The organism is Muricoccus roseus (assembly GCF_900141905.1).
GTDB classification, from domain to species: Bacteria; Pseudomonadota; Alphaproteobacteria; order Acetobacterales; family Acetobacteraceae; genus Roseomonas; species Roseomonas rosea.
In genome coordinates this window covers 26,745-47,575 of sequence record NZ_FQZF01000022.1, presented here as the reverse complement: position 1 = coordinate 47,575, position 20,831 = coordinate 26,745, and the positions used below count along the sequence as shown (strand labels likewise).

Here is a 20,831-nt window from a genome sequence, read left to right as displayed (position 1 = left end):
GATCCCGCGTCGGGGCACCCCGACTTGCCGGGGGACCCTGGGGGATGCTTTGAGCAGGCAATGTGGAACGAGCCCTATCTGGAGACCTGCTGCCGGTCGGCGCTGCACCGGTTGTTCCTGACCCATGGCGGCACGCGGCCGGCCGGGCTGCCGGACGAGGCCTGCCTGCGGCGTCTCTGCGGGATGGGCATGGCAGAGGAGGTCTCGCCCGGGCGCTTCGCCATGACCGAGGCCGGAGCGAAGCGGCATGCGAGCGAGGTGCTGAAGAAGGCCGCCGCCTGAAACGCGAAAGGCCCGCCGGAGGGCGGGCCTTTGCGGAAGCTTGGCGGGGGGGATCAGCGCCGCGGGAGCGGCGCCGTCCAGGGAAGGCCGGCGAGGCCGTTCAGCAGGCCGGCGGTGGTGACGGGCAGGCGGCGGATGGTCAGCATCGACTGTCTCTCATTTCCGTGTGCGGTCTCAATTTGCGTCGCAAAGTTGAACCGATGCTGAATCGCTGGGACATCTAGGTCAGCCTCGCCACGATGCGCCGCGTGGGACCGGCGGCAAGGATGGCATCCTCACCGGCTCGGCCAACAAGCAGCCCGCTACCGCATCCAGCGCATCGTCCTTCACGCCCGCCGCGCCGGGCTTCCATTCCGCCATCTCCTGCGGGAAGGCGGTGCGGAACACGGCCTCATGCGCGTACAGGCGACGCGCCGCCATCACGGGGTCCAGCGCGCCGAGGATGCGATCCTGCTTTGCCCTGTGGCTGCTGTGCTCCAACACCGTGCAGGCGACGCCACTGCGCGACATCTCCCGCCGCAGAAGCGGAGGGAGGAACTTGCCGATTCCATTCGTCTCCACCCGCACCACCGGCAGGAGCAGCTCCTTCGCGATGGCGGCGACACGGCGGCATTGCTGCGTCGCCGGGTCCGGCTGCCCGTCCGGATTCTGCGTGATGTAGGCAAGGCGGTGGAGATAGTGGTTACCCTCGCCGTCCGAATAGGTGGCGGCGAGAACGCTGGAATCCCCCTGCCCCGGCCGCCCATAGGCCGGGTCCCAGAAGCCGCCGCCGGCGACCAGACGACGCCCGAGCAGCGACAGGATGGGACGCCCGTTCGCCTCGCGGTAATCCAGCTCCTCGCCGTAGCGGACGAGCAAGGCGGGATCGAGCCGCGCGGCGCCGGAGGAGGCGCATTCCAGCAGCATCTGCCGCCGGAACTGCAGAGGCCCCACCCGATCCCGCAGCGCCCGGATTCCCTCGCCGAGGAAGCGCTCCGGCCAGGCGCTGCGCCCGGCCTCGTCGAGGAGCGGGATGCGCAGCCGCCGGTAGCTGGCGAGATAGGCCCCCTCCGTCTCCGGCGGCGCGTAGAGGCTGTCCGCGCAATGCGGCGTGCCGACATAGAGGATGGTGCCGCCCGGGGTGAGGATGAACTCGCATTCGGCAAGACGCTCGCGCAGTTCCTCCCGCTTGCCGGGCGTGTCGCAATTGCCCGCCACCTCCACGTCGTCGCAGATGATCAGCTCGGCCCGCGCACCCGTCACGTTGCCCCCGATGCCCTGGGCGAGCATCGAGGGCTCCCGGATCGCGCCCGCACGCCTCACCGTGAAGCGATCAGACGCCCAGGCCTCGTCCCCGCCCAGCAGGTGGCGGCAGAGAGGATGGCGCTCGACGATCCGTCGCACCGTCGCCACCATGCGTGCCGCCAGCATATGGTCCGCCGCCAGGACCAGGATGCGCAGATCGGGCTGTACCGCCAGCCGCCACGCGCACCACAGGCCCACCAAGGTCGACTTGCCGCAGCCGCGGAAGGCCATCAGCAGAAGCCTTCGGTCCTCTCCGGCATGGCGTGCCATCAGCCAGCGCGCGATCCGGCGATGCACGCCGGGCGTCGCCACCCCGGCGCGCAGGTTCCAGGCATAGAGGAACTCCAGGAAGTCGTGCTCGATCGTCTCAGGCGGCCTCTTCATCCTCCGCGCTCTCCTCGCCCTCTCGGTCTTCCTGTTCGGCCAGCTGGATTGAGCGGCGCGCCTCGGCGATCAGCGCACCGGCCTCGGTCACCGCATCCGTCTCCGCCTGGCCCTTGTTGAGCTTCATCAGGTGCTCCAAATGCGCGAGCGCCGAGCGCGCCGCCGCGTGATGGGCGGTAAAGGCCTTCGGGTCCTCATGCATGCCCGGCGCGGGACCGCGTGAGACGAAGGCTTCGTAATCCGCCACCACCTTGCGGACGGCGCGCTGCAGCTCCTCCGGCGTGAGGGGCGTCACGACTTCACCGCCCGCACGCGCACGATGCCCGGGTTGAGGTCCACCGCCGCCCCGCTACGGTTCCAGGCCGTGACCGTGACCACGTCCTGCGCCCCCACCTGAGCGAGGAAGACCACGCCCGAAGTGGAGAGGCTGAAGGCGGCCTGCACGAAGTCACCCGGTCGCACCCCGGCGCAGGGCACATTCACCTGGGCCGATCCACCGGCCGCGATGGACGGCGCGTCCCATGCCATCTCCGCCTTCAGCTCCCGCACGCCATGCGGCAACTCCGGCGTCCCGTAGAGCACGGCCGGGCTTTGCGACGGATCGCAGGCCAGGCGAAGGCTCCGGACCTCGTAATCCGTGCCGATCCGGGCCACGCCGATGATCGCGGTCTGCACCTCGGGCGCCAGGCGGATCACCTGCAACCGGGTGAGGTTCGCGTCATTGCTGTCGGCATTGCCCTGCCACCAGCGCGGGCCAGAGACATAGGTGAGGGACATGCCGGAGGCACGCACCATCTCGCCATCGGCGGCGGTGAGCAGCACGTTTCCCGCCCCGAAGCACTGGATGATCATCCGCGGGTCATCGGCGTCCACCGCCAGCGCGAACTCCTTGCAGCGCCGCGTATCGACGACGAAGCCGATACCCCCCCCACCGGTCAGGATCACGCCCCGCTCGGTCAGCGTGTAGCTGTCCAGCGCCGGGAAGGTGAAGTGCGGCAGCAGGGTCGGCGTGCCGCTGACATTGGTCGAGAGGCAGGCGAGCTTCTCGAACCCTGTCTCGCTGCCGTTCCAGCGGATGGCGGCCGCGCGGAGGCTGGGGATCTCCGCCACGGTCCGCGTGGCCTCGCGATAGGCCGCCGCCTGGTGCATGGCCCGCACCACGCTGCCCACGCGGGTCGCCGTCGCGGTGTAGTCAATATCGATGCCATAGCCCTGGCTGGCCCAGGCCACCTCATACACATGGTCCTGCGCCGCGCCGGTATGGCGGGCCACATAGGGATCGCAGCCCTCCATCCGGATGTTGCGCGCGATCGCGCCGCGCGAGTTCACCTGGATGAGAAAGGGAATGCCGTCGATCACCCGGTCCCGCGACTGCAGCTCGAAGGCCGGTCCGTCGAAGACATGGCGGTTATGGGCCACATAGGCGCCCGGCGCGGCCGAAAGGCGGATGCCGTAGCGGTCCTTCTCCGGGTAGGTCGCCAGCGAATGGGCAAAATGGCCGCCATAGTAGCGCACGGAGGTGTTCCACCCCGCGGCGCTGGCCGTCCGCACATCCAGCCCGTAGCGGTTGTCCACGATGCGGCCGAGATAGAGCACGCTGTCCTCGAAGCCACGCTCCACGCCCAAGGTCTGCACGCCGATGGTGAACATCTCGACCTGCCGGATGTCGATCAGGCCGGAATCCTGGTTGCGGATCAGGATCCCGATATCCCGTTCATCCTCCCAGGAGGAGAGCCCCGCCCGAAGTACCCGCAGCCCCTGGTAGATTTTCGCCCGGTTGCGGATCGCCGCCCCGTCGCCCAGCGTCAGCGCGGCCTCTCCGCCCGGGCCGGCATAGAGGATGGCGCCCCGCATGCTCAGCCCCGCGGCGGCACCGGGGAGAGTGAGCGGGATGGTGGTTCGATAGGTCCCCTCCCCGATATCGAGGAACTTCCCCGAGGCGGCCGCCGCGTTCATCGCCGCCTGCAGCGCCGGGCCGTCATCGTTCACGCCGTCGCCCATCGCCCCGAAGTCGCGGGCGGAAAGGCGCTCGGCCAGCTTGTCCTCCACGGTGCGCGGGATCGCGCCCGGAAACGGCGCGGAGAGCGTGGCCTCGCCGCGGGAAAAGGTGGTCACATCGCCGACACTGTCGAAGCCAAGCAGGCGGTTCGCCCGCGCGGGCCGCAGCGGCAGCTGGAACTGCCCGCCCACCTCGCCCGGGCTCTGCCGCAGGGCGCCGGTCGCATCCTCCCGCAGCTCCTGAAGCGCCGCCATCTGGCGGTCCAGCTCGTCATTGAGCGTCTTGGCACGCAGCACGCCGTTCGGCTGATAGTCGGTGACGCGTTCCATCACGAGGCGGCGGCGCAGAACCACCCTGGCGCCATGGGCCGGCGCCACGGCGAAGGTGACGATCCCGCCTTCGGACTTCCCCGCGCCGGACACGGCATAGCCGTTCGTGATCAGGAGACCATCGACATGCACGTCGAGGTCGTCGGCCTCGAAGATCGGAAAGGGATAGACGAAGGCGGTCTGCGCGCCATCCGCCACGTAATGCACACGCGGCGCGACGTCGCCGATGCGGATATGCTCGGCCATGGGGGTTCTCCGGTTCTGCCGCGGGGGCGTGTTCAGGTCAGTCCAGAAGGCTCTTCACGACGCGCCCGAGGCCCTGCCCCGCGCGCACCCAGTTCGTGAGGGACGCGTCCTGGTCCAGGAGCGACTTGCGCCCGGCCGAAAGCCGGGCCGCATAGGTCGCGTCATCGGCGTTCTGCGCCTCCCTCGCGGCGGTCCGCAGGCCGGCCGTGAGAGCGGCACCGGACCCTTGGTCCGGATTCACGCCGCCCGCGGCCAGCCTCGCGCGTGCCGATGCAATGCTGCGGCCCAGCGCGCGCTGGCGCTCGGCGGTGTCCTGCGCCGCCTGCACCGCCAGCACCTGCTGCTGCGCCTCCTGCTGGATCTGCGCGTTCTGCTGCTGGATTTGCGCGTTCTTCTTCTGCCGCTTCGCCTCCTGCCCCTGCGCATAGATGGAGGCGCCGGTGGCGGCGAGCGTTACGACGGGGGCAAGCTGCGCCATCAGTCGGTCGTCCTCGTCTCGGTTGTCACGGAAAGCAGCGTGAAGGGGAGCGGCGCGTCGCCCTCGATGCGCCAGAGTGGCGCCAGGGAATCCCGGCGCCAGCCAAGTCCGCGCAGGGTCACGTCGCCGCTGAAGGCAGGCGGCGCGGCGTCGAGCATCGCTGCGTCCAGGCGCCGGAAGGGGACGGGGCGCGCGCCCCGGCCGGTATCGACCGTCAACGCCCCCGTCGCCAGCAGCCGGAAGGTGATGGCGACGAGCCGGACCGGCCCCATGCGCGCACCGGTGGCGGAGACCGTCTCCGGTGGCATGGGCTCCACCACATGGGTGAAGGGCAAGCCCGCCTGCACGACATCGGCGGTGGGCTCGATGACGATCGCGCCGCCCAGCACCACCGCCGCTTCCCGCGGCGCGCCATCGGCCAGCACGCCGATGCTCCGTCCCTCCAGATGCTCGAGGCCGGACCAGCCCTTGCCCGTGCCATCCGAGGTCGCCCACACCGCCGCATCCAGCCGCAGGGCGTCATCGAAGCACTCCAGCCGGAAGCGGCCCGCGCGCTCCACCACGGCATAGACCGTGCCCTCCATCTCCACGAGGGAACGGAAGGCGCCATCGGTCTCCTGCCGGGTCCAACCCGTCACGCCTTCGGCGCGATAGATGGTCAGCGTCGCAAGGCTGCCATCCTGCATCGCCAGGTGCAGCAGGCGCCGCTGCGAATCGTAGGCCATGGCGATGGGCGAGACGATCAGGTGCCGCGCGACGAGGGCAAGGTCGTCGGCCTGATAGGCCTGCTGCAGATCGGTATAGGAGAACTCGTGCACCGCGCGGCCGGACCGGGCCAGGAAGACCGTCGATCCATCCACGTCGAGGGGCGGCACGTTGCGATCCGTCGGCGACCCGACCCGGGTCTGCCGCGTCACCTGGATGGAGGCGGGTGTCAGCGGATCGCCGCTGACCATCCATTCCGCGCCCGAGGTGAAGACCTGCAAGTGCCGCCCCGCGAAGACCGCGCGGATGGCGTTCAGCTGATCCGAGACCAGGGCGAACTCGATGGCCTGGTCGTCCAGCCCCTCGCCCAGGTCAAAATTGTCGAACTGCGCGGTGCGCGAGAACCACAGCCGGTTCGGCAGATCCCGCGCGCCCCCCAGCACGAGCCGCCCCTGGTGGAAGCAGGCGCTGACGGGCCAGCCATGCGCGTCGCTGAAGGCGGATTCATCCCAATCCGTCGTCGCTCCGGTGGAAGGCAGCGGATCCAGCGCCTGTCCCGTCACGGTCGCGGCCGTGTTCACCGCCGTGATCAGCAGCCGCTTTCCGCCGATGCGAAGCTGCGCGCCGACATGCGCCGGCGCGAAGACACTCGCAGAGGCCGTCACCGTCACCACGCCCGTGGTCCCGCTGGGCGTCACGGAAACCGAACTCGGCACATGCCGGAAGAAGGGCTCCGCCGCGAAGAGGAATGGCCCGACGGACCACACCCCCGCATCGCTCCGCCGGACAGCCTGCGGCCGCATGGCGGGATGCAGCAGCAGCAGCATGCCCGCATTCTGCGTGAAGGCGATCTGCGGCAGCATCGCCTCCGTCCAGGGTCCCGCCAGCACGGCCACCTCGGCGCCGTCCTGCATGACCCGAACGGCCTGGTGCAGCAGCACCAGCAGGTAGGTCCGCTCGGTGTTCACCTCGAAGGGCACCAGCCGCGCCAGGCCCGGCAAGGTGGAGAGGTGGCGCAGCCCGGGACGGCGCTGGATGCCGCCGGTGGGCTGGATCACCACGTTGCGCAGGCGCATGGCCCCGTTCGCCCAGGCCGGCACGTCCCCACGGCCCAGCAGCTCCGGCGCCAGCTCCCCCGCCGTGAAGGCGGTCTTGGCGCGCTTGATCACAGGCATGGCGGTCAACCCCGCGCGCCGAGAAGCGGGAAGTCCTCGATGGCCCTCGGCGTCGCCTGCTGGCTGTCGATCAGCCTCGCCTGGCGCAGCTCGGATTCCGCGATCCGGTGCAGCATCTCGGCCCGGACCGTGTTCTCGGTCAGCGGCAGGCAGAACTCCGCCGCCAGCCGCGCCACCAGCGCCGCGGCGAAGAAGGGGGGAAACTCGCTCTCCGCCGGCCGGAACACATAGGTGAGCACGACCTGGAACGGATCCGCATGCAGCCGCCCCTCATGGATCCGATAGGCAATGCCACGACCGCGCCCGCCCCCCGCCGAGATGACGCGCAGCAGATCCGGCGGCAGCTGGAAGGCATTCGCCAGATCGGCCACCGGCGCCGCGGCCAGGCGGTTGAGCTCCATCTGCCCCGTGGCGAAGGACCAGGGATGGCAGGAGAGCAGCGCATCCCGCGTGCCGGGATAGAGATTGGCCGCAACCTCCGCCTCGGCCGTCCCCTCCTCGAGGGAGGCGATCGGCTGCGCGCCGACCTTGAGCAGCGCGCGCGAGCAGAGGGCGAGGGCGGAAAGCGCCATCGGGTCGATGCTCCCTGAAAGGGGTTTAAAAGCAGGGGATGCGCGGGGGCCGGCGCCGGTGCAGCCGCGAACGTCGCGCCGGCATGGCGCGGAACAGGCGGCGCATCGCGGGCGCCGGTCCCACGCGCTGCGCATGCCAGCCGGGGGGCGGCATGCGCGTCGTCTCGTCGTTCATGTGGAAGCCGCGCGTGGCGATACCTCGCCACGCGCGGCCCCGTTCAGGCGATCGGCCGCGGCTACTCGGCCGCGCGCATCCGCACGATGCCGGCGTCGTCGATCAGGACGGCGCCCTGGCTCATCATGTTGTTGACGAAATGCGCGGCGCGGTCGCCATGCCAGGTGATGTCGGTCATCACGTCCTGCGCCACCGCATGGCCGATGGCGGTGCGGTGGTAAAAGTAGCAGAAGCGCAGGTTGCCGCTCTTGGTCAGGCCGGAATGCGGCATCCACAGCGCGCCGAGCCAGCGCTTCGCCTGCATCCCCTTCCAGGGCAGGTCGGCATCGCCGACATACTGGGCGTTCGCGAACTCCTCGATCTGCAGCAGCTGGCTCCACTGCTTCCAGCCGACGACGGCGAAGCGGTTGCCGTCATCCGGCACGTCGGCGGCGCCGAGCTTCTCGAAGGCCAGCAGCACCTTCGCCTTGGTCAGCCCGTCCGTGTCGGTCGTGCCGGCCGCGGTGCCCACCGCCTCCTGCGTCGCGGTGTCGAGGGCGGCGATGATCAGCTCGTCGGTCTTGCGGCCCAGCGCATAGGCGCCGGCATTCGCCACCACCGCGCGCTCGTCCACATTGGTCTTGATCTCGTCGAGCTTATCGACCCACTCGCCCGCATAGTAGTCCTGCAGGAAGCACTCGACCGCGGAGTAGTCGAGGTTCATCACCGGCACGACGCCGTTGCGCGCCTTGGCCGCCGCCGTGCCCTTGCCGACACGCGGGAAGACCGTGGAGGCGCCGTGCACGCCGGTCTTGGAGCGCACGGTGGGGCGCAGCTTGCTGCCCTGGCGCTGAAAGGCCTCATGCACCTCGGCCTGGAACTGCTTGACGAAAGCCTGATCGATCGTGGCGGACACGCAGGTCCTCCTTCGTATGATGGGTTGCGGCGCGGAGATGCGGCCACCCGGTTGGCACGGCGCCGTCCCGTGAGGGGACGGCTCCGGGGCCAGGCGGCGCGCGGAACGGCACGCGCCCGCCCAGGGCCCATGGCTGCGCCATCAGGCCCGGGGCGGGTTGGTCGCGCCGGAAAGGGTGGAAACAGGAAAAGGCCCCGTCCGCGGTGCGGAGGGGCCTTTTGGAAAAGAGACGGGGGCGGGCGGCACCAGGGGGAAGTAGGGTGCCACCCGCCCCCGTAGCCGGTCCGCACGAGGGGGGATGCGGAACCGGCGGCGTACGGGGGTCACCCTTTGGGGGGATGCAGTCAGTGACCACCCGTCGCAGAGACGCATCGGGAAAACGCAATGCCCCGACTCGGGTTTCAGGACCTTAGCGCTAATTCCTGAAGCCAAAGTTTAGGCTGCAGCATCACCCTCCCGTGAGGCGGCGGAAGCCCTCCGTCACCCGCTTCACGAAATCCGGCTCGCGGGAACGCCAGTAGCGCGGGTCGCGCATCATCCGGCGCAGCGCCGCCTCGTCCATGCCCTCGGGCGCTTCCGCCTGGCGGGCCAGGGCAGGCTCGCCCTTCTCCATCATGCGGTGCAGCGCGATCACCCCATCGGCGGTGGTGGAAAGCGCGGCGACCACCTCTTCCGGCAGATTCGCCTTGCCCCAGGACGCGATCTGCTTCGCGGTGCGGCGGAACCGCTCCTCGCCGCCGAACTCGCTGCGCAGCCGGTCCCGCTGCCGCTCCGCCTCGAACTGCGAGGCCGCCTCCGCCACAATCGGCAGCAGGCGCTCGGCCGCGAGATCATAGACGAGCTGCACCTGGGCCGGCGTGAAGCCCGCCTTGTGCAGCGCAGCATTCACCTCCAGGTCGGGACCGATGAGCTCATGCCGGGGCTCGATCGCGTATTCCTCGGCCGTTTCCGGCACGCCGATGGCCCGGCGAAAGCGCAGCCGCTCCTCCTCCGGCGCATCATCCGCCGGCGGAGCGAAGCGGGCGGAGAGCTTCCGCTCCAACTCGCGATAGGACTTCAGCAGCGCATCGACGCGGAGCGCGCCGCGCTCGGCATCCCAGAACTTCTCCGGCACCTCCTCCGGCCGCTCCGCCTTCGCGGGCAGCTCCACAGCCTCGGCGGGGGGTTCGCTCCCCTTCGGCTCGATCTCCAGCAGATTCTCACTCATGCGCTGGGTTGCTCCTGAATAGGCGCCAGAATGGCGCTTGGCGCGGACAGCGTGCGGGCGAGATGCCGCGCCGCCGCGGGAAGATCGACGACGCCCGCGGCCGAAGGCCCGAGCGCCGAAACGGCTTGCAGGAAGAGCAGCGTGTTCGCCGCATCCGCCCTCCCCTGCACGCGGGCCAGCGGGGACTGGTAGGCGATTCGCGCCTCCTGCCCATCGAGCAGGATCGGCGGCACCTCGCCCCGCCGCCGCAGGATCGAAAGGCACCGCGCCACCAGAGGCGTCAGCAGTTCCGCCTGCAGCCGCCCATAGGTGGCGCCGAGCAGCCGCGCCGTCTCCGCGCTGCGCTCCAGCACCTCCGTCGCGGTCATGTTCGGGCGGTGCGGCGACGAAAGCCGGTCCGCCAGCAGCGCCGAACGGATCCGCGCCCGCATGTCCGAGAGCACGAGCTGCGACACGTCGAAGGAACCCGGCGCCGCCAGCGGCGTCAGCCCTGAAGACCCCACGGCCTTCGGGATGATCGCGCCCGGCTCCAGCCGCACCGTCGCCGGGTTCAGCACGCCGTCGTCATCGGCCTGCCAGATCCCCGTCGCCGCGATGGAGGCGTTCTTCAGCACCAGCTCCACCACCTTGTTCGCGGTGCGGATGTCCGGCAGCGCCTTCATCACGGGGCCGCGGCCATAGGTCTCGCCCGGCGCCTTCATCCAGCGGAAGGCGAGGAAGGGGCATTCCTCGAAGCGTCCATCGGCGAGCGGCAGGGCGCGGCCATCCCGCTCCAGCACCGCGGCGAAGCGCGGCCCGCCGAAGCCCGGCCACACCGCCTCGATCACCTTATGCGTCGCCTCCGGCTCATCGGCCCGGAACAGGTCGGCCGGCAGCGCCGCGCCGGGATACCGGGCCGCGATTGTCCCGGCATTCATCCGCACCAGCCGGAACACCGTGTCCAGCCGGCCCGAGGCGCCCTCCTCCAGCACCGCCTCGCGCAGCGGCACGGCGGTGAAGCGCAGCGCGGAGGCCTCGCCGGGCGGCGCCTCCTCCACCAGCACCACGCCCGTGCCCGCCACCACCAGGTCCAGAAACGCCTGGTGCATCTCAAGCGCGAAGTTGGAGCGGTCCAGGTGCCCCTGCAGCGTCTCCGCCGCCCGCTCCAGCACCCCGGCCAGCTCCGGGTCCGCCGCCTCGTCCACCGGCGCCAGCCCGAACCATCGCGACCAGGGCGGCGTCAGCTCCGCGAGAAGGGAGGCCGCCAGGTTCTCCGCCGCATCCGCCGCCGTCCCGTCATGCAGCGAGGGGCCGCCCGCGCCGGGCGTGGAGGCCAGCACATGGTCGTAGCAATCGCGCCACACGCCCTCCCAGGGGCGGCGTCGCTCCAACGCACGCTCCGCGCGGGCGATGATCTCGTCCGGCGTCATGCCTGGGCCCCTCCATCGGGGTGCGGCGGGGAAGTGGTGCAATCGCCCATGCGCCGGCTCGCTCCTGTCTGCGGATAGCCCCGCCCCCGAACAGAAAAGGCCCGGCACCGGAGTGATCCGGGCCGGGCCTGAAGTTCAGGGGTCGGGGAGGAAGCCACCGGGCGCAATTCGCCCGTTGACGAGAGGGGTTCTAGCCGCCAGATCCGGATTCATCAAGAACATTTTCCTCATGAGAGGAATTTTTCTCTAGTCGCCGGTACAAGCCGTAAGGCGTCACCGCGAAAGGTGCGCCGGGGCCGAGTAAGGCCCGGCACAGGGCAACGCAGGAAAAGGGGATCACGGCCGGCCAGGCCTGCGCGGGCGCCGCGGGCACGAAGGGCCCGAGAACCCGGCACCCCGCACGGCCCCAGAAGCCGGGCAGATCGAATCCGGGCTCCACCGGCAGCCGCGTGACCAGCAGCCGTCCGGAGAGCGGGTCGAGCACCGTCCAGCCCCCCTCGTCGCGCAGGGCCGCGAAACAATGCCGGAAGCCGGGCCGCAGCAGCCGCATCCAACCCTGATCCGCGCCGCCGCCGAAAGCGATCCAGAGCCGCTGAGGCCTCGCCTCCGCGGCCCGCCTGTGCGCCGCCCCGCCAAACGCAACACCGCCGCCCCGGTATCCCGGGGCGGCGGCGAGCAGGTCAGGGGCCGGCACGAGAGGTGCCGAGATCATGAAAAGCCTCGTCAGACCGGCCGAACGGGGTGGAAAGCGACCACATCGGCCTCCGCCTCCCGCGGCTCGGGCCCGGCCACGATACCCTTCATCCGCAGCGGCCAGTCGAGCCGGTCCATGGCTTCGCGCCACAGCCGGTAATCGCCGCGCTCCCGCGGGGCGGTCGGGTCCGGCGCCGTGCCGCGCTCGCCCCAGATCCGCATGATGCGCGCATGCGCCAGGTCGATCCGGCGGTGGCGATAGAGCCGGTCGAGGGCCTTCACCACGTCATCCGGCTCGCAGGGCCGCGCCACCAGGCCGCGGCCGGAGACGATTCGCGCGCCGTCGCGCCGTGCGATGAGGGCGGCCATGGTCCAGAACCAGGCCTCCTCCGCATTCAGGAAGGGCTGGACCTTGTCCAGGCTGGAGAGAGTCGGCGCTGTGGTGCGAAGAGCACCGGAAGCGGGACGGGTCATCGGGGGCTGATCCTCGCCGGTTGTGAACACAGCATGAACATCCACCCACGAGCTTGTGAACGTCAAGGCGATTCTGAGACCTAATTCCTGTTGCCCACAGATTTCTCGCCTATATTATGAGACGCATGCAACACAGCGACATCTGGCGCGCGCTCGACGCGCTGGCGGCGGAGAACGGCCTCTCTGCCTCCGGTCTCGCCCGCAAGGCAGGACTGGATCCGACCGCCTTCAACCCGTCGAAGCGAATCGGCCCGGATGGCCGGGCGCGCTGGCCTTCCACCGAAAGCGTGGCGAAGGTCCTGGCCGCCACCGGGGCGGGGATGGACGAATTCGCCAGCCTCGTCACCGGCAACATGCGCGCCGCCTCCCGCCCCAGCCGGCGCATCCCCCTGATCGGCCTCGCCCAGGCCGGAAGCAGCGGCTACTTCGACGATGGCGGCTACCCCGTCGGCGGCGGCTGGGACGAGATCAGCCTGCCCGAGGTCGGCGACCCGAACGCCTATGCGCTGGAAATCAGCGGCGACTCGATGGAACCCGTGTTCAGGGACGGCGACGTCATCATCGTCTCCCCCAGCGCGCCGGTGCGTCGTGGGGACCGGGTGGTGGTCCGTACCCGGGGTGGCGAGGTGATGGCGAAGGAGCTGCTGCGCCAATCCGCCAAGCGCGTGGAGCTGGCCAGCCTCAACCCCGCCCATCCCAACTACAGCTTCGAGCTGGAAGAGCTGACCTGGATGCACCGCATCGTCTGGGCCAGCCAGTAGCCGTTCAGTCCCCGGCCGCCCCCGTCGCGAGCAGACGCAGCACCGCCTTGGGGTCCTGGTCTCCGGCGAGGGCCATGACCATGCCGTTCGGCATGGTCACGGTGGCCATCCCCGCCTGCTCGTAGGCGCGCAGCATGTGGCGCCCCACGCCGGCGAAGGCGGGCGCCACGCCCGCGGCATCGCACAGGTCACGGAATCGCCAGATCGCGTTGATCCGCGCCTCCGGGGTTCCGGCCGGGTCGCCATCGGCCACCCAGACGCCCTCCAGCTGCCGGAAGGCAAAGCCCGCCTTGCCGCCATCGGCGAAGACCACGCCATCCGCATGGCCCGGCACGCGGGCGCCGAGCGCCATCAACCGGGCCTGGGCCGATTCGTCATAATCCTCCGCCCGGATCCGCGCCGGCCGTAGCAGGCGAAAGGCTGCGAAGAGCAGCAGGGCCACGGCCGCGCCCACGGCGAAGCGCAACGGCTCCGGCGCCCCCGACTCGAGCACCACCTCCCACCAGGCAGCGGTCGAGAAGCGGCCATGATAGGCCACCGTCGCCAGGGTCAGCCCACAGATCACCCCGGCGGCCAGGGAGAAGACCCGCGCGCCCGTCAGCGGCTCCCCGGTCAGCCGCGCATCCCGGTAGAAGGCGTGCCGCATGGCAGCCAGGAACAACCCGGTCCCGAGATAGGCGGCGGCCACCCACCAAGGATCGCCCCGCACCGCGAGGATGGCCACGCCATTGCCCAGCAGGAACAATCCGGCCCACCAGGCGATCCGCAGCCGGCGCAACATCCCATAGGAGACGACCAGCAGCAGCGAGCCGACGATGGAGGCCGCGAACTGGCTCGCCAGCGCCGCCCATTCACCGCCCCATTGCGCGATCCCCGTCGCCCGCGCCGGCAGCGCGCCCACGAAAAGCAGCACGACCCCGCCCAGCCCCGCGAGGCCGGACAGAACCGGCACCTCCAGCGCCCCCGTCACCCGGGTCTCGGCCTGAAGCCGCCCCAGGGAGGACCGCCGCTGCCCCAGTTCGAAGGCCGCGAAGAGCCCACCCGCCAAGAAGAGCGGCACGATGTAGTAGAACAGCCGGAAGAGCAGCACCGCCCCAATCACCTGGGCGGAGGGCAGATAGGGCTCCAGGCTCAGCAGGATGAAGCCATCGAACACGCCCAGCCCGCCCGGCACGCTGGCCGCGAGCCCGGCCGTATAGGCCGCGATGTAGATCCCGAGGAACTTCCAGAAGGTCAGCCCCGGCGCCTCGGGCAGCAGGCAGTAGAAGATCGCCGCCGTCACCGCGACATCCACGCTCGCCAGGGCAACCTGGGCCAGGGCCATGCGGAAGCCGGGCAGGTCGATCTGGTGCCCGAACACCTTGAAATGCGGCAGCACGCGCGACAGCACCACATAGGCCGCCACGATCACCCACATGGCCACGCCGACGGCCTGCGCCGCCCAGGCGGGAATGGCCTCCCCCTCCCCCACCCAGGGCAGGACCGAAGGCTCCAGGAACAGCACGAGCCCGCCGAGCGCGAATCCCCCCAGCCCGAAGGTCAGGGAGGTGAAGGCGATGACCTTCGCGATCTCGACCGGCGTCAGCCCCCAGGCCGCATAGAACCGGTAGCGGACCGCCGCGCCGGAAACGGCCGCGAAGCCGAGGTTATGCGCCAGCGTATAGGCGCAGAAGGAAGCCAGCGAAGTCCGCAGATAGGAAATCGGCTTGCCCGCATAGACCGAGCCCAAGCGGTCGTAGATGGTCAGCACCGCATAGGCGATGAGCGTCCACCCCCCCGCGATCCAGAGCTGCCGCACCGGAGTCGCCTCCAGGGCCACGCCCACCTCGGCCACGGACAGGTTGCGGAACTCCCGCTGCACGACATAGAGCGCGCCCACCAGCAGGATCAGCCCGAAGACGGTCGGTCCGTGCTTGCGGATCAGCGCCCAGTTCATGCGGCGTCCGCGCTCCGATTCAGCGTGCCCTCGATCAGGGCGATGGTTTCCGGAATGCCATAGAGCGCGACGAAGCCGCCGAAGCGCGGCCCCTCCTCCTGCCCCAGCAGCACCTGGTAGATGGCCGCGAACCAGGCCCGCGACACGCCGGGGCGGGACGGATCCTTGCCCGGCTGCAGGAAGGGCTCCCGCCGCCCCGCGTCATAGACGAGGTCCTGAATCGCCGCCGGCCGCTCCGCCGCGGGCAGGGCCTCGATCCGCGGCTGGTTCTCCCGCAGCAGCTCGGCCAGGTGCAGCAGCGCCTCCCGCTCCGGCTCGCTTGCCGGCCGGAAGCGCTTCGTCGGCTTCACCATGTCCCGGTAATAGGCCGAGGCCCGCTCGACCAGCACCGCCAGCATCGGAGAGGCCTCCGGCGTCGCCTCCGGCGCGTGCCGCCGCAGATACCCCCACAGCATCTCCGGCGTCTCGGCATTCGCCGCCACAGCCAGGTTCAGCAGCAGGGTGAAGGTGATCGGGCTGCCCGCGCCGTTCGGCAGCGCCCCGTCATGGATGTGCCAGGCCGGATTCGCCGGGTCATTCCCCGTGCGCAGCTTCTCCACATTCGCCAGGTACTCGTCCGTGGCCCGGGGAATGACATCGAAATGCAGCCGCTTCGCCCGCCCGGGCTGCTGATACATGAAGAGGGAGAGGCTCTCGGGCGGCGCATAGCGCAGCCACTCTTCGATGGTCAGCCCGTTGCCCTTGCTCTTGCTGATCTTCTGCCCCTGGGCATCGAGGAACAGCTCATAGGTGAAGCCCACCGGCGGCTCCCCGCCCAGCACCCGGCAAATGGCCGAGGACAGCTTCACGCTGTCGATCAGGTCCTTGCCGGACATCTCGTAATCCACGCCCAGCGCATACCAGCGCAGCGCCCAGTCGGCCTTCCACTGCGCCTTCACATGGCCGCCCGTCACCGGGGTCTCGAAGCGCTCCCCCGTCTCCGGGTCCCGCCAGACCACCGTCCCCGCCTCCGGCCGCACCTCCTCCATCGGCACCTGCATGACGATGCCGGTCTTCGGATGGATGGGCAGGAAAGGCGAATAGGTCGCCCGCCGGTCAGGCCCCAGCGTCGGCAGGATCACCTGCCGCACCTCCTCATGCACCGCCAGCATCCGCAGCAGCGCCTGGTCGAACCGCCCGGAGGAATAATAGTCGGTGGAGGAGGCAAACTCGAACTCAAAGCCGAAGGCCTCCAGAAAGGCCCTGAGGCGCGCATTGTTGTGCGCGCCGTAGCTCTCATGCGTCCCGAAAGGATCCGGGATCCGCGAGACGGGCCGGCCCAGATGAGCCCGCAGCAGCTCCGGGTTCGGCACGTTGTCCGGCACCTTCCGAAGCGCGTCCATGTCATCCGAGAAGGCGAGCAGCCGCGAGGGCATCCCCGTCAGCCGCTCGAAGGCCCTGCGCACCCAGGTGGTCCGCGCCACCTCACCGAAAGTCCCGATATGCGGCAGGCCCGAAGGTCCGTACCCCGTCTCGAACAGCGCCGTGCCCTTGGCTTTCACCGAGGCGCGGTCGGCCACCTTCGCGGCCTCCTCAAAGGGCCAGGCGCGGATGTCACGCAGGGAGGGATCGGCGGGGAGACGTTCCATGGCCGGGCCCACATGCCCCCGCGCCCCCGCCGGGTCAACGCGCGCCGCGTCAAACCTGCTCGCGCGCTCGACCGCCGGGCATTCCTGCCCCCCGAAACGCGCGCCTCGCATCTGTCCCCACCCCCTGTATAAGCCCCGATGCCACACTGGCAGGGGTGGGCCTTCGTCCTGGCTTCAGGGCGGCCCCATCCCCCAACAACGCCTCGAGAGGATGGCAGGTCATGCGCGTTGGGGTTTTCGGTGCGACGGGCGCGGTCGGCAAGGAACTGGTGCAGGTCCTCGGGGACCGCGGCTACCCGGTGACCGAGCTGCGCCTCTTCGCCTCGAACCGCAGCGCCGGCACCCGAATTCCCACTCCCTTCGGGGAGAAAACCATCGAGGTCTACGACCCCGCCAGCCCGCCGAAGCTGGACCTGGCCCTGCTCGCCGTCTCCGGCGACTGGTCCAAGGCCCATGCGAGGGAGCTGGTCGCGGCCGGTGCCGTGGTGGTGGACAACTCCTCCGCCTTCCGGCTGGAGAAGGACGTCCCGCTGGTCGTCCCCGAGGTGAACGCCGCGGCCGCCGAGGGTGCGCGCCTGATCGCCAACCCGAACTGCACCACCGCCATCCTCGCCGTGGCCCTCGCCCCGCTCCATGCCGAGTTCGGGCTGCGCCGCGTGATCGTCTCCACCTACCAGGCCTCCTCCGGCGCCGGCGCCGAGGGCATGCAGGAGCTGGAGGACGGGCTGCGCGAGATGCTGGTGAATGGCGGCCAGCCGAGGAACTCGGTCTTCCGCCACCCCCTTCCCATGAATCTCATCCCGCACATCGATAGCTTCCAGCCCAACGGCTACACGCGGGAGGAGATGAAGGTGACCTGGGAGACCCGGAAGATCATGGGCCTGCCCGATCTCCTGATCTCCTGCACCGCCGTCCGCGTGCCCACGCTCCGCGCCCATGCCGAGGCCGTGACGATCGAGACCGAGCGCCCCGTCACCCCGGAAGCCGCGCGCCGCGTCCTCTCCACCGCCCCGGGCGTGAAGCTGACCGACGATGTCGAGAACGCCATCTACCCCATGCCGCTGACCGCCAGCGGCCGCTACGACGTGGAGGCCGGCCGCATCCGGTCCAACCCCGTCTTCGGCGATCGTGGCCTCGACTTCTTCGTCTGCGGCGACCAGCTGCTGAAGGGCGCCGCGCTGAACGCGGTGCAGATCGCCGAGGCCCTGCCGGTCAAGCTCGCGGCCTGAGCCTCCGGCCCGGCCGGAACGAAAAGGGGGAGAGCCACCGGCCCTCCCCCTTCTTCATGCCCATCCGTCAGCGCAGCAGGCCTACTCCGCCGCCTCGCGCTGCGGCATGGCAACGCCCAGCCCAGCCGCCACCCGGCCGCCATACTCCCGGTCCGCCTGCATGAAGTGGCAGACCATCTTCTCCTGGATCACCCGCTCGCACTGGGAGAGGGCGCCGACCAGGTTCGTCACCAGCTCGTCCCGCTCCGCATCGCTGAAGCTCCTCCAGCGCTCGCCCGCCTGCTTGAAGTCGTTCGTGCGCTCGATCTTCTGCCGCCCGATATGCCCCTGCACAAAGGGACGCGGCGGCGGACCGGCGCGCTCCTGCTCGCGCAGCCCATTCAGGCTGGAGGGCTCGTAATTCACATGCGGGTTGGCGCCCTGCCCGGCCCCATCCACATGGTAGCTCATCTGCCCGCCGCGCTGGTTCGTCGCGAAGGGGCATTTGGGCGCGTTGATCGGCAGCTGCAGGTAGTTCGGCCCCACGCGGTAACGCTGCGTGTCCGAATAGGCGAAGGTGCGCCCCTGCAGCAGCTTGTCCTCGGAGAAGTCGATCCCGTCCACCAGCACGCCGGTGCCGAAAGCCACCTGCTCCACCTCGTTGTGGAAGTCTGCAGGGTTCCGGTTCAGCTGGATGTGCCCGACATGCAGCATCGGGAACTGGTCCTCGGGCCAGAGCTTCGTGACATCCAGCGGATCCCAGTCCAGCTCCGGATGCTCGTCGTCACTCATCACCTGGATGAACATATCCCATTCCGGGAACTCGCCGCGCTCGATCGAGTCATACAGGTCTCCGGTCGCGTGGTTGAAGTCCCTGGCCTGGATCGCCGAGGCCTCCTCGGAGGTGAGGTTCCGGATCCCCTGCCGTGGCTGGAAGTGGAACTTGCACAGGACGGTCTGCCCCTCGTCGTCCACCAGCTTGTAGGTGTTCACGCCGGAACCCTGCATGTGCCGGTAATCCGCCGGGATCCCCCAGGGGGAGAACAGCCAGGTGATCATATGCGTCGCCTCGGGCGACATGCTCACGAAGTCGAAGAAGCGGCCCATCATCTGCCGGTTGTGGATGGGGTCCGGCTTGAAGGCATGGACCATGTCCGGGAACTTCAGCGGATCGCGGATGAAGAACACCTTCAGATTGTTCCCCACCAGGTCCCAGTTGCCGTCCTCGGTGTAGAACTTGATGGCGAAGCCGCGCGGGTCGCGCAGCGTCTCCGGGCTGTGCCCGCCATGAATCACGGTGGAGAAGCGCAGGAAGATCGGCGTCTCCGTGCCCTTCCGGAACACCTTGGCCCGCGTGTACTTCGTCACGGGGTCGTCCCCCGCCATCCCCGTCGGCACGAAGATGCCATGCGCGGCCGCACCACGCGCATGCACCACCCGCTCGGGAATGCGCTCGCGGTCAAAATGGGTGATCTTTTCGAGGTAATGGTAGTCTTCGAGCACCAGCGGGCCACGCGGCCCCACGCTGCGCGTGTTCTGGTTATCGTAGACTGGGTGCCCCTGGCGCGTGGTGAGCCCGGGACCGCGTCCTTGATCGGCCATGTCGTTTCCGCTCCCTGCCAAGTCTCTTGAAAGGCAAGGCTAAGGGAGGCGGTTCGGCGCGGTGAAATACAAAGGGCCTCTGCGGCCCATAAGAAAAGCCTATCGCCGGCAAGGCGACAGGCTTCCCTACCCCGGAGAGCCGGGCGGGGAACGACCCCGCCCGCCCCGTCCTCAGCCGGCCAGGCTGCGCCCGGCGGAACCCAGATCGGCGAAGGCCTCGTCCAGCCGCTTCACCACGCCCTTCTCGCCGGCCCGGAGCCACTTGCGCGGGTCGTAGAACTTCTTCTGCGGCTTGCCCGTGGCTGGGTCGATCTGGTGCTTGAAGGCCACCGGATTCGCCTCGACATAGGCGCCTACCGGCTCCGAGAAGGCGAACTGCGTGTCCGTGTCGATGTTCATCTTGAACACGCCATAGGACACGGCTTCGGTGATCTTATCCTTCTCCGAACCCGATCCGCCATGGAACACCAGGCTCATCGGCTTCTCGCCGCCGCCGAACTTGGCCGACACGGCTTCCTGCGAAGCCTTCAGGATCTCCGGGCGCAGCTTCACATTGCCCGGGGCATAGACGCCATGCACGTTGCCGAAGGAGGCCGCCATGGTGACATGGCCGATGGGGGAGAGCACCTCCCAGGCCTTCAGCACGTCCTCGGGCTGGGTGTAGAGGTGCGCGTTGTCGGCGCTCTCCTCGAGGTCATGGCCCACGCCATCCTCCTCGCCGCCCGTCACGCCCAGCTCGATCTCGAGGCTCATGCCCAGCGGGGCCATGCGGCGCAGGAAGCGGGCGCATTCCTCGATGTTGACGTCCAGCGGCTCAGCCGAAAGATCGATCATGTGAGAGGAGAAGAGCGGCTGGCCGGTCCGCTTCATGTGCTCCTCGCCATGGTCGATCAGCGCATCGATCCAGGGCAGCAGCGAACGGTCGGCATGGTCGGTGTGGAGCACGACGCAGACGCCGTAGGCCTTGGCCAGCGTGTGCACATGCTGCGCAGCCGAAACCGCGCCCAGCACCCGGGCGGCATTGGCATCCGGGCAGCCCTCGCCGCCGAAGAAGCGCGCGCCGCCATTGGAGAGCTGGATGATCACGTCGGACTTGTTCTTCGCCGCCGCCTCCAGCACCGCGTTGATGCTGTTCGTGCCCACCACGTTCACCGCCGGCAGGGCGTAGCCGCCCTCGCGGCAGGCCTCCAGCAGCGTCAGGTAGTCGGCGCCGGTGACGACGCCCGGCTTCAGCTTCGTGGCGGCACCCGCCGGCGAGATATGGTTCACTCTTGGCTTCCTGTTCTGGTTGGCCCGGAAGGGAGATGGCCCCTTACATAGACGGGCCCTCCCGTCTGCCGAAGCCTTGCACCGAAATATAATGGAAATAAGGCTCCGGACTCCCCCCCG

Annotated in this window: 18 protein-coding genes; 3 read left to right on the top strand and 15 right to left on the bottom strand. The window is 69.6% G+C overall.

Annotation, left to right across the window (positions count from 1 at the left end):
• Positions 1-60: 60 nt before the first annotated feature.
• Complete coding sequence (locus BUB97_RS17470; RefSeq protein WP_073137091.1) at positions 61-282, top strand: hypothetical protein; 222 nt, start codon at positions 61-63, stop codon at positions 280-282.
• Between the two features lie 225 nt (positions 283-507).
• Here BUB97_RS17470 and terL read toward each other — a convergent pair whose 3' ends face one another.
• The 11 genes from terL to BUB97_RS17415 form a co-directional block, all read right to left on the bottom strand.
• Complete coding sequence (terL, locus tag BUB97_RS17465; RefSeq protein WP_073137089.1) at positions 508-1,950, bottom strand: phage terminase large subunit; 1,443 nt, start codon at positions 1,948-1,950, stop codon at positions 508-510.
• Positions 1,934-2,245 carry a hypothetical protein gene (locus BUB97_RS17460; RefSeq protein ID WP_073137087.1) on the bottom strand — a complete coding sequence of 104 codons (312 nt, stop codon included), beginning with the start codon at positions 2,243-2,245 and terminating at the stop codon, positions 1,934-1,936. Before BUB97_RS17460 ends, terL begins: the two co-directional genes overlap by 17 nt.
• Complete coding sequence (locus BUB97_RS17455) at positions 2,242-4,524, bottom strand: glycosyl hydrolase family 28-related protein (protein WP_073137085.1); 2,283 nt, start codon at positions 4,522-4,524, stop codon at positions 2,242-2,244. Before BUB97_RS17455 ends, BUB97_RS17460 begins: the two co-directional genes overlap by 4 nt.
• A gap of 37 nt (positions 4,525-4,561) precedes the next feature.
• Positions 4,562-5,002 (bottom strand): hypothetical protein, encoded by a 441-nt coding sequence (locus BUB97_RS17450; RefSeq protein WP_073137083.1) that lies wholly within the window; start codon positions 5,000-5,002, stop codon positions 4,562-4,564.
• A complete protein-coding gene (locus tag BUB97_RS17445) occupies positions 5,002-6,882 on the bottom strand; it encodes a phage tail protein (protein ID WP_073137081.1) in 1,881 nt (626 codons plus the stop codon). Before BUB97_RS17445 ends, BUB97_RS17450 begins: the two co-directional genes overlap by 1 nt.
• Positions 6,883-6,887: 5 nt before the next feature.
• Positions 6,888-7,454, bottom strand: a complete 567-nt coding sequence (locus BUB97_RS17440; RefSeq protein WP_073137079.1) for a phage connector family protein — start codon at positions 7,452-7,454, stop codon at positions 6,888-6,890.
• Positions 7,455-7,690: 236 nt separating this feature from the next.
• Positions 7,691-8,524 (bottom strand): phage capsid protein, encoded by an 834-nt coding sequence (locus BUB97_RS17435; RefSeq protein ID WP_073137077.1) that lies wholly within the window; start codon positions 8,522-8,524, stop codon positions 7,691-7,693.
• 448 nt (positions 8,525-8,972) lie between these two features.
• Positions 8,973-9,731 carry a capsid assembly protein gene (locus BUB97_RS17430; protein ID WP_073137076.1) on the bottom strand — a complete coding sequence of 253 codons (759 nt, stop codon included), beginning with the start codon at positions 9,729-9,731 and terminating at the stop codon, positions 8,973-8,975.
• Positions 9,728-11,140, bottom strand: coding sequence for a portal protein (locus BUB97_RS17425; protein WP_073137074.1), 1,413 nt, complete (start codon positions 11,138-11,140; stop codon positions 9,728-9,730). Before BUB97_RS17425 ends, BUB97_RS17430 begins: the two co-directional genes overlap by 4 nt.
• A 190-nt stretch (positions 11,141-11,330) precedes the next feature.
• Positions 11,331-11,690: a hypothetical protein gene (locus tag BUB97_RS17420; protein ID WP_175562669.1), complete on the bottom strand. Its 360-nt coding sequence runs from the start codon at positions 11,688-11,690 to the stop codon at positions 11,331-11,333.
• Positions 11,691-11,863: 173 nt separating this feature from the next.
• Positions 11,864-12,307 carry a hypothetical protein gene (locus BUB97_RS17415; RefSeq protein WP_073137072.1) on the bottom strand — a complete coding sequence of 148 codons (444 nt, stop codon included), beginning with the start codon at positions 12,305-12,307 and terminating at the stop codon, positions 11,864-11,866.
• Positions 12,308-12,432: 125 nt separating this feature from the next.
• On the opposite strand from BUB97_RS17415, the gene BUB97_RS17410 reads away from it, so the two are divergent.
• Entirely contained in the window at positions 12,433-13,068 is a 636-nt protein-coding gene (locus tag BUB97_RS17410; RefSeq protein WP_073137070.1) for a S24 family peptidase, read from the top strand.
• A gap of 4 nt (positions 13,069-13,072) precedes the next feature.
• Here the strand turns inward: BUB97_RS17410 and BUB97_RS17405 are convergent, their stop codons facing one another.
• Together BUB97_RS17405 and BUB97_RS17400 are read right to left on the bottom strand one after the other, a co-directional pair.
• Positions 13,073-15,004, bottom strand: coding sequence for a phosphatidylglycerol lysyltransferase domain-containing protein (locus tag BUB97_RS17405; protein WP_073137068.1), 1,932 nt, complete (start codon positions 15,002-15,004; stop codon positions 13,073-13,075).
• Complete coding sequence (locus BUB97_RS17400; RefSeq protein ID WP_073137066.1) at positions 15,001-16,632, bottom strand: lysine--tRNA ligase; 1,632 nt, start codon at positions 16,630-16,632, stop codon at positions 15,001-15,003. Before BUB97_RS17400 ends, BUB97_RS17405 begins: the two co-directional genes overlap by 4 nt.
• Positions 16,633-16,853: 221 nt before the next feature.
• On the opposite strand from BUB97_RS17400, the gene BUB97_RS17395 reads away from it, so the two are divergent.
• Positions 16,854-17,861 (top strand): aspartate-semialdehyde dehydrogenase, encoded by a 1,008-nt coding sequence (locus BUB97_RS17395; protein ID WP_073137064.1) that lies wholly within the window; start codon positions 16,854-16,856, stop codon positions 17,859-17,861.
• Between the two features lie 81 nt (positions 17,862-17,942).
• Here the strand turns inward: BUB97_RS17395 and BUB97_RS17390 are convergent, their stop codons facing one another.
• Positions 17,943-19,442 carry a catalase gene (locus BUB97_RS17390; protein ID WP_073137062.1) on the bottom strand — a complete coding sequence of 500 codons (1,500 nt, stop codon included), beginning with the start codon at positions 19,440-19,442 and terminating at the stop codon, positions 17,943-17,945.
• Between the two features lie 171 nt (positions 19,443-19,613).
• Positions 19,614-20,711 (bottom strand): class II fructose-bisphosphate aldolase, encoded by a 1,098-nt coding sequence (gene fbaA, locus BUB97_RS17385; RefSeq protein WP_073137060.1) that lies wholly within the window; start codon positions 20,709-20,711, stop codon positions 19,614-19,616.
• Positions 20,712-20,831: the final 120 nt, after the last annotated feature.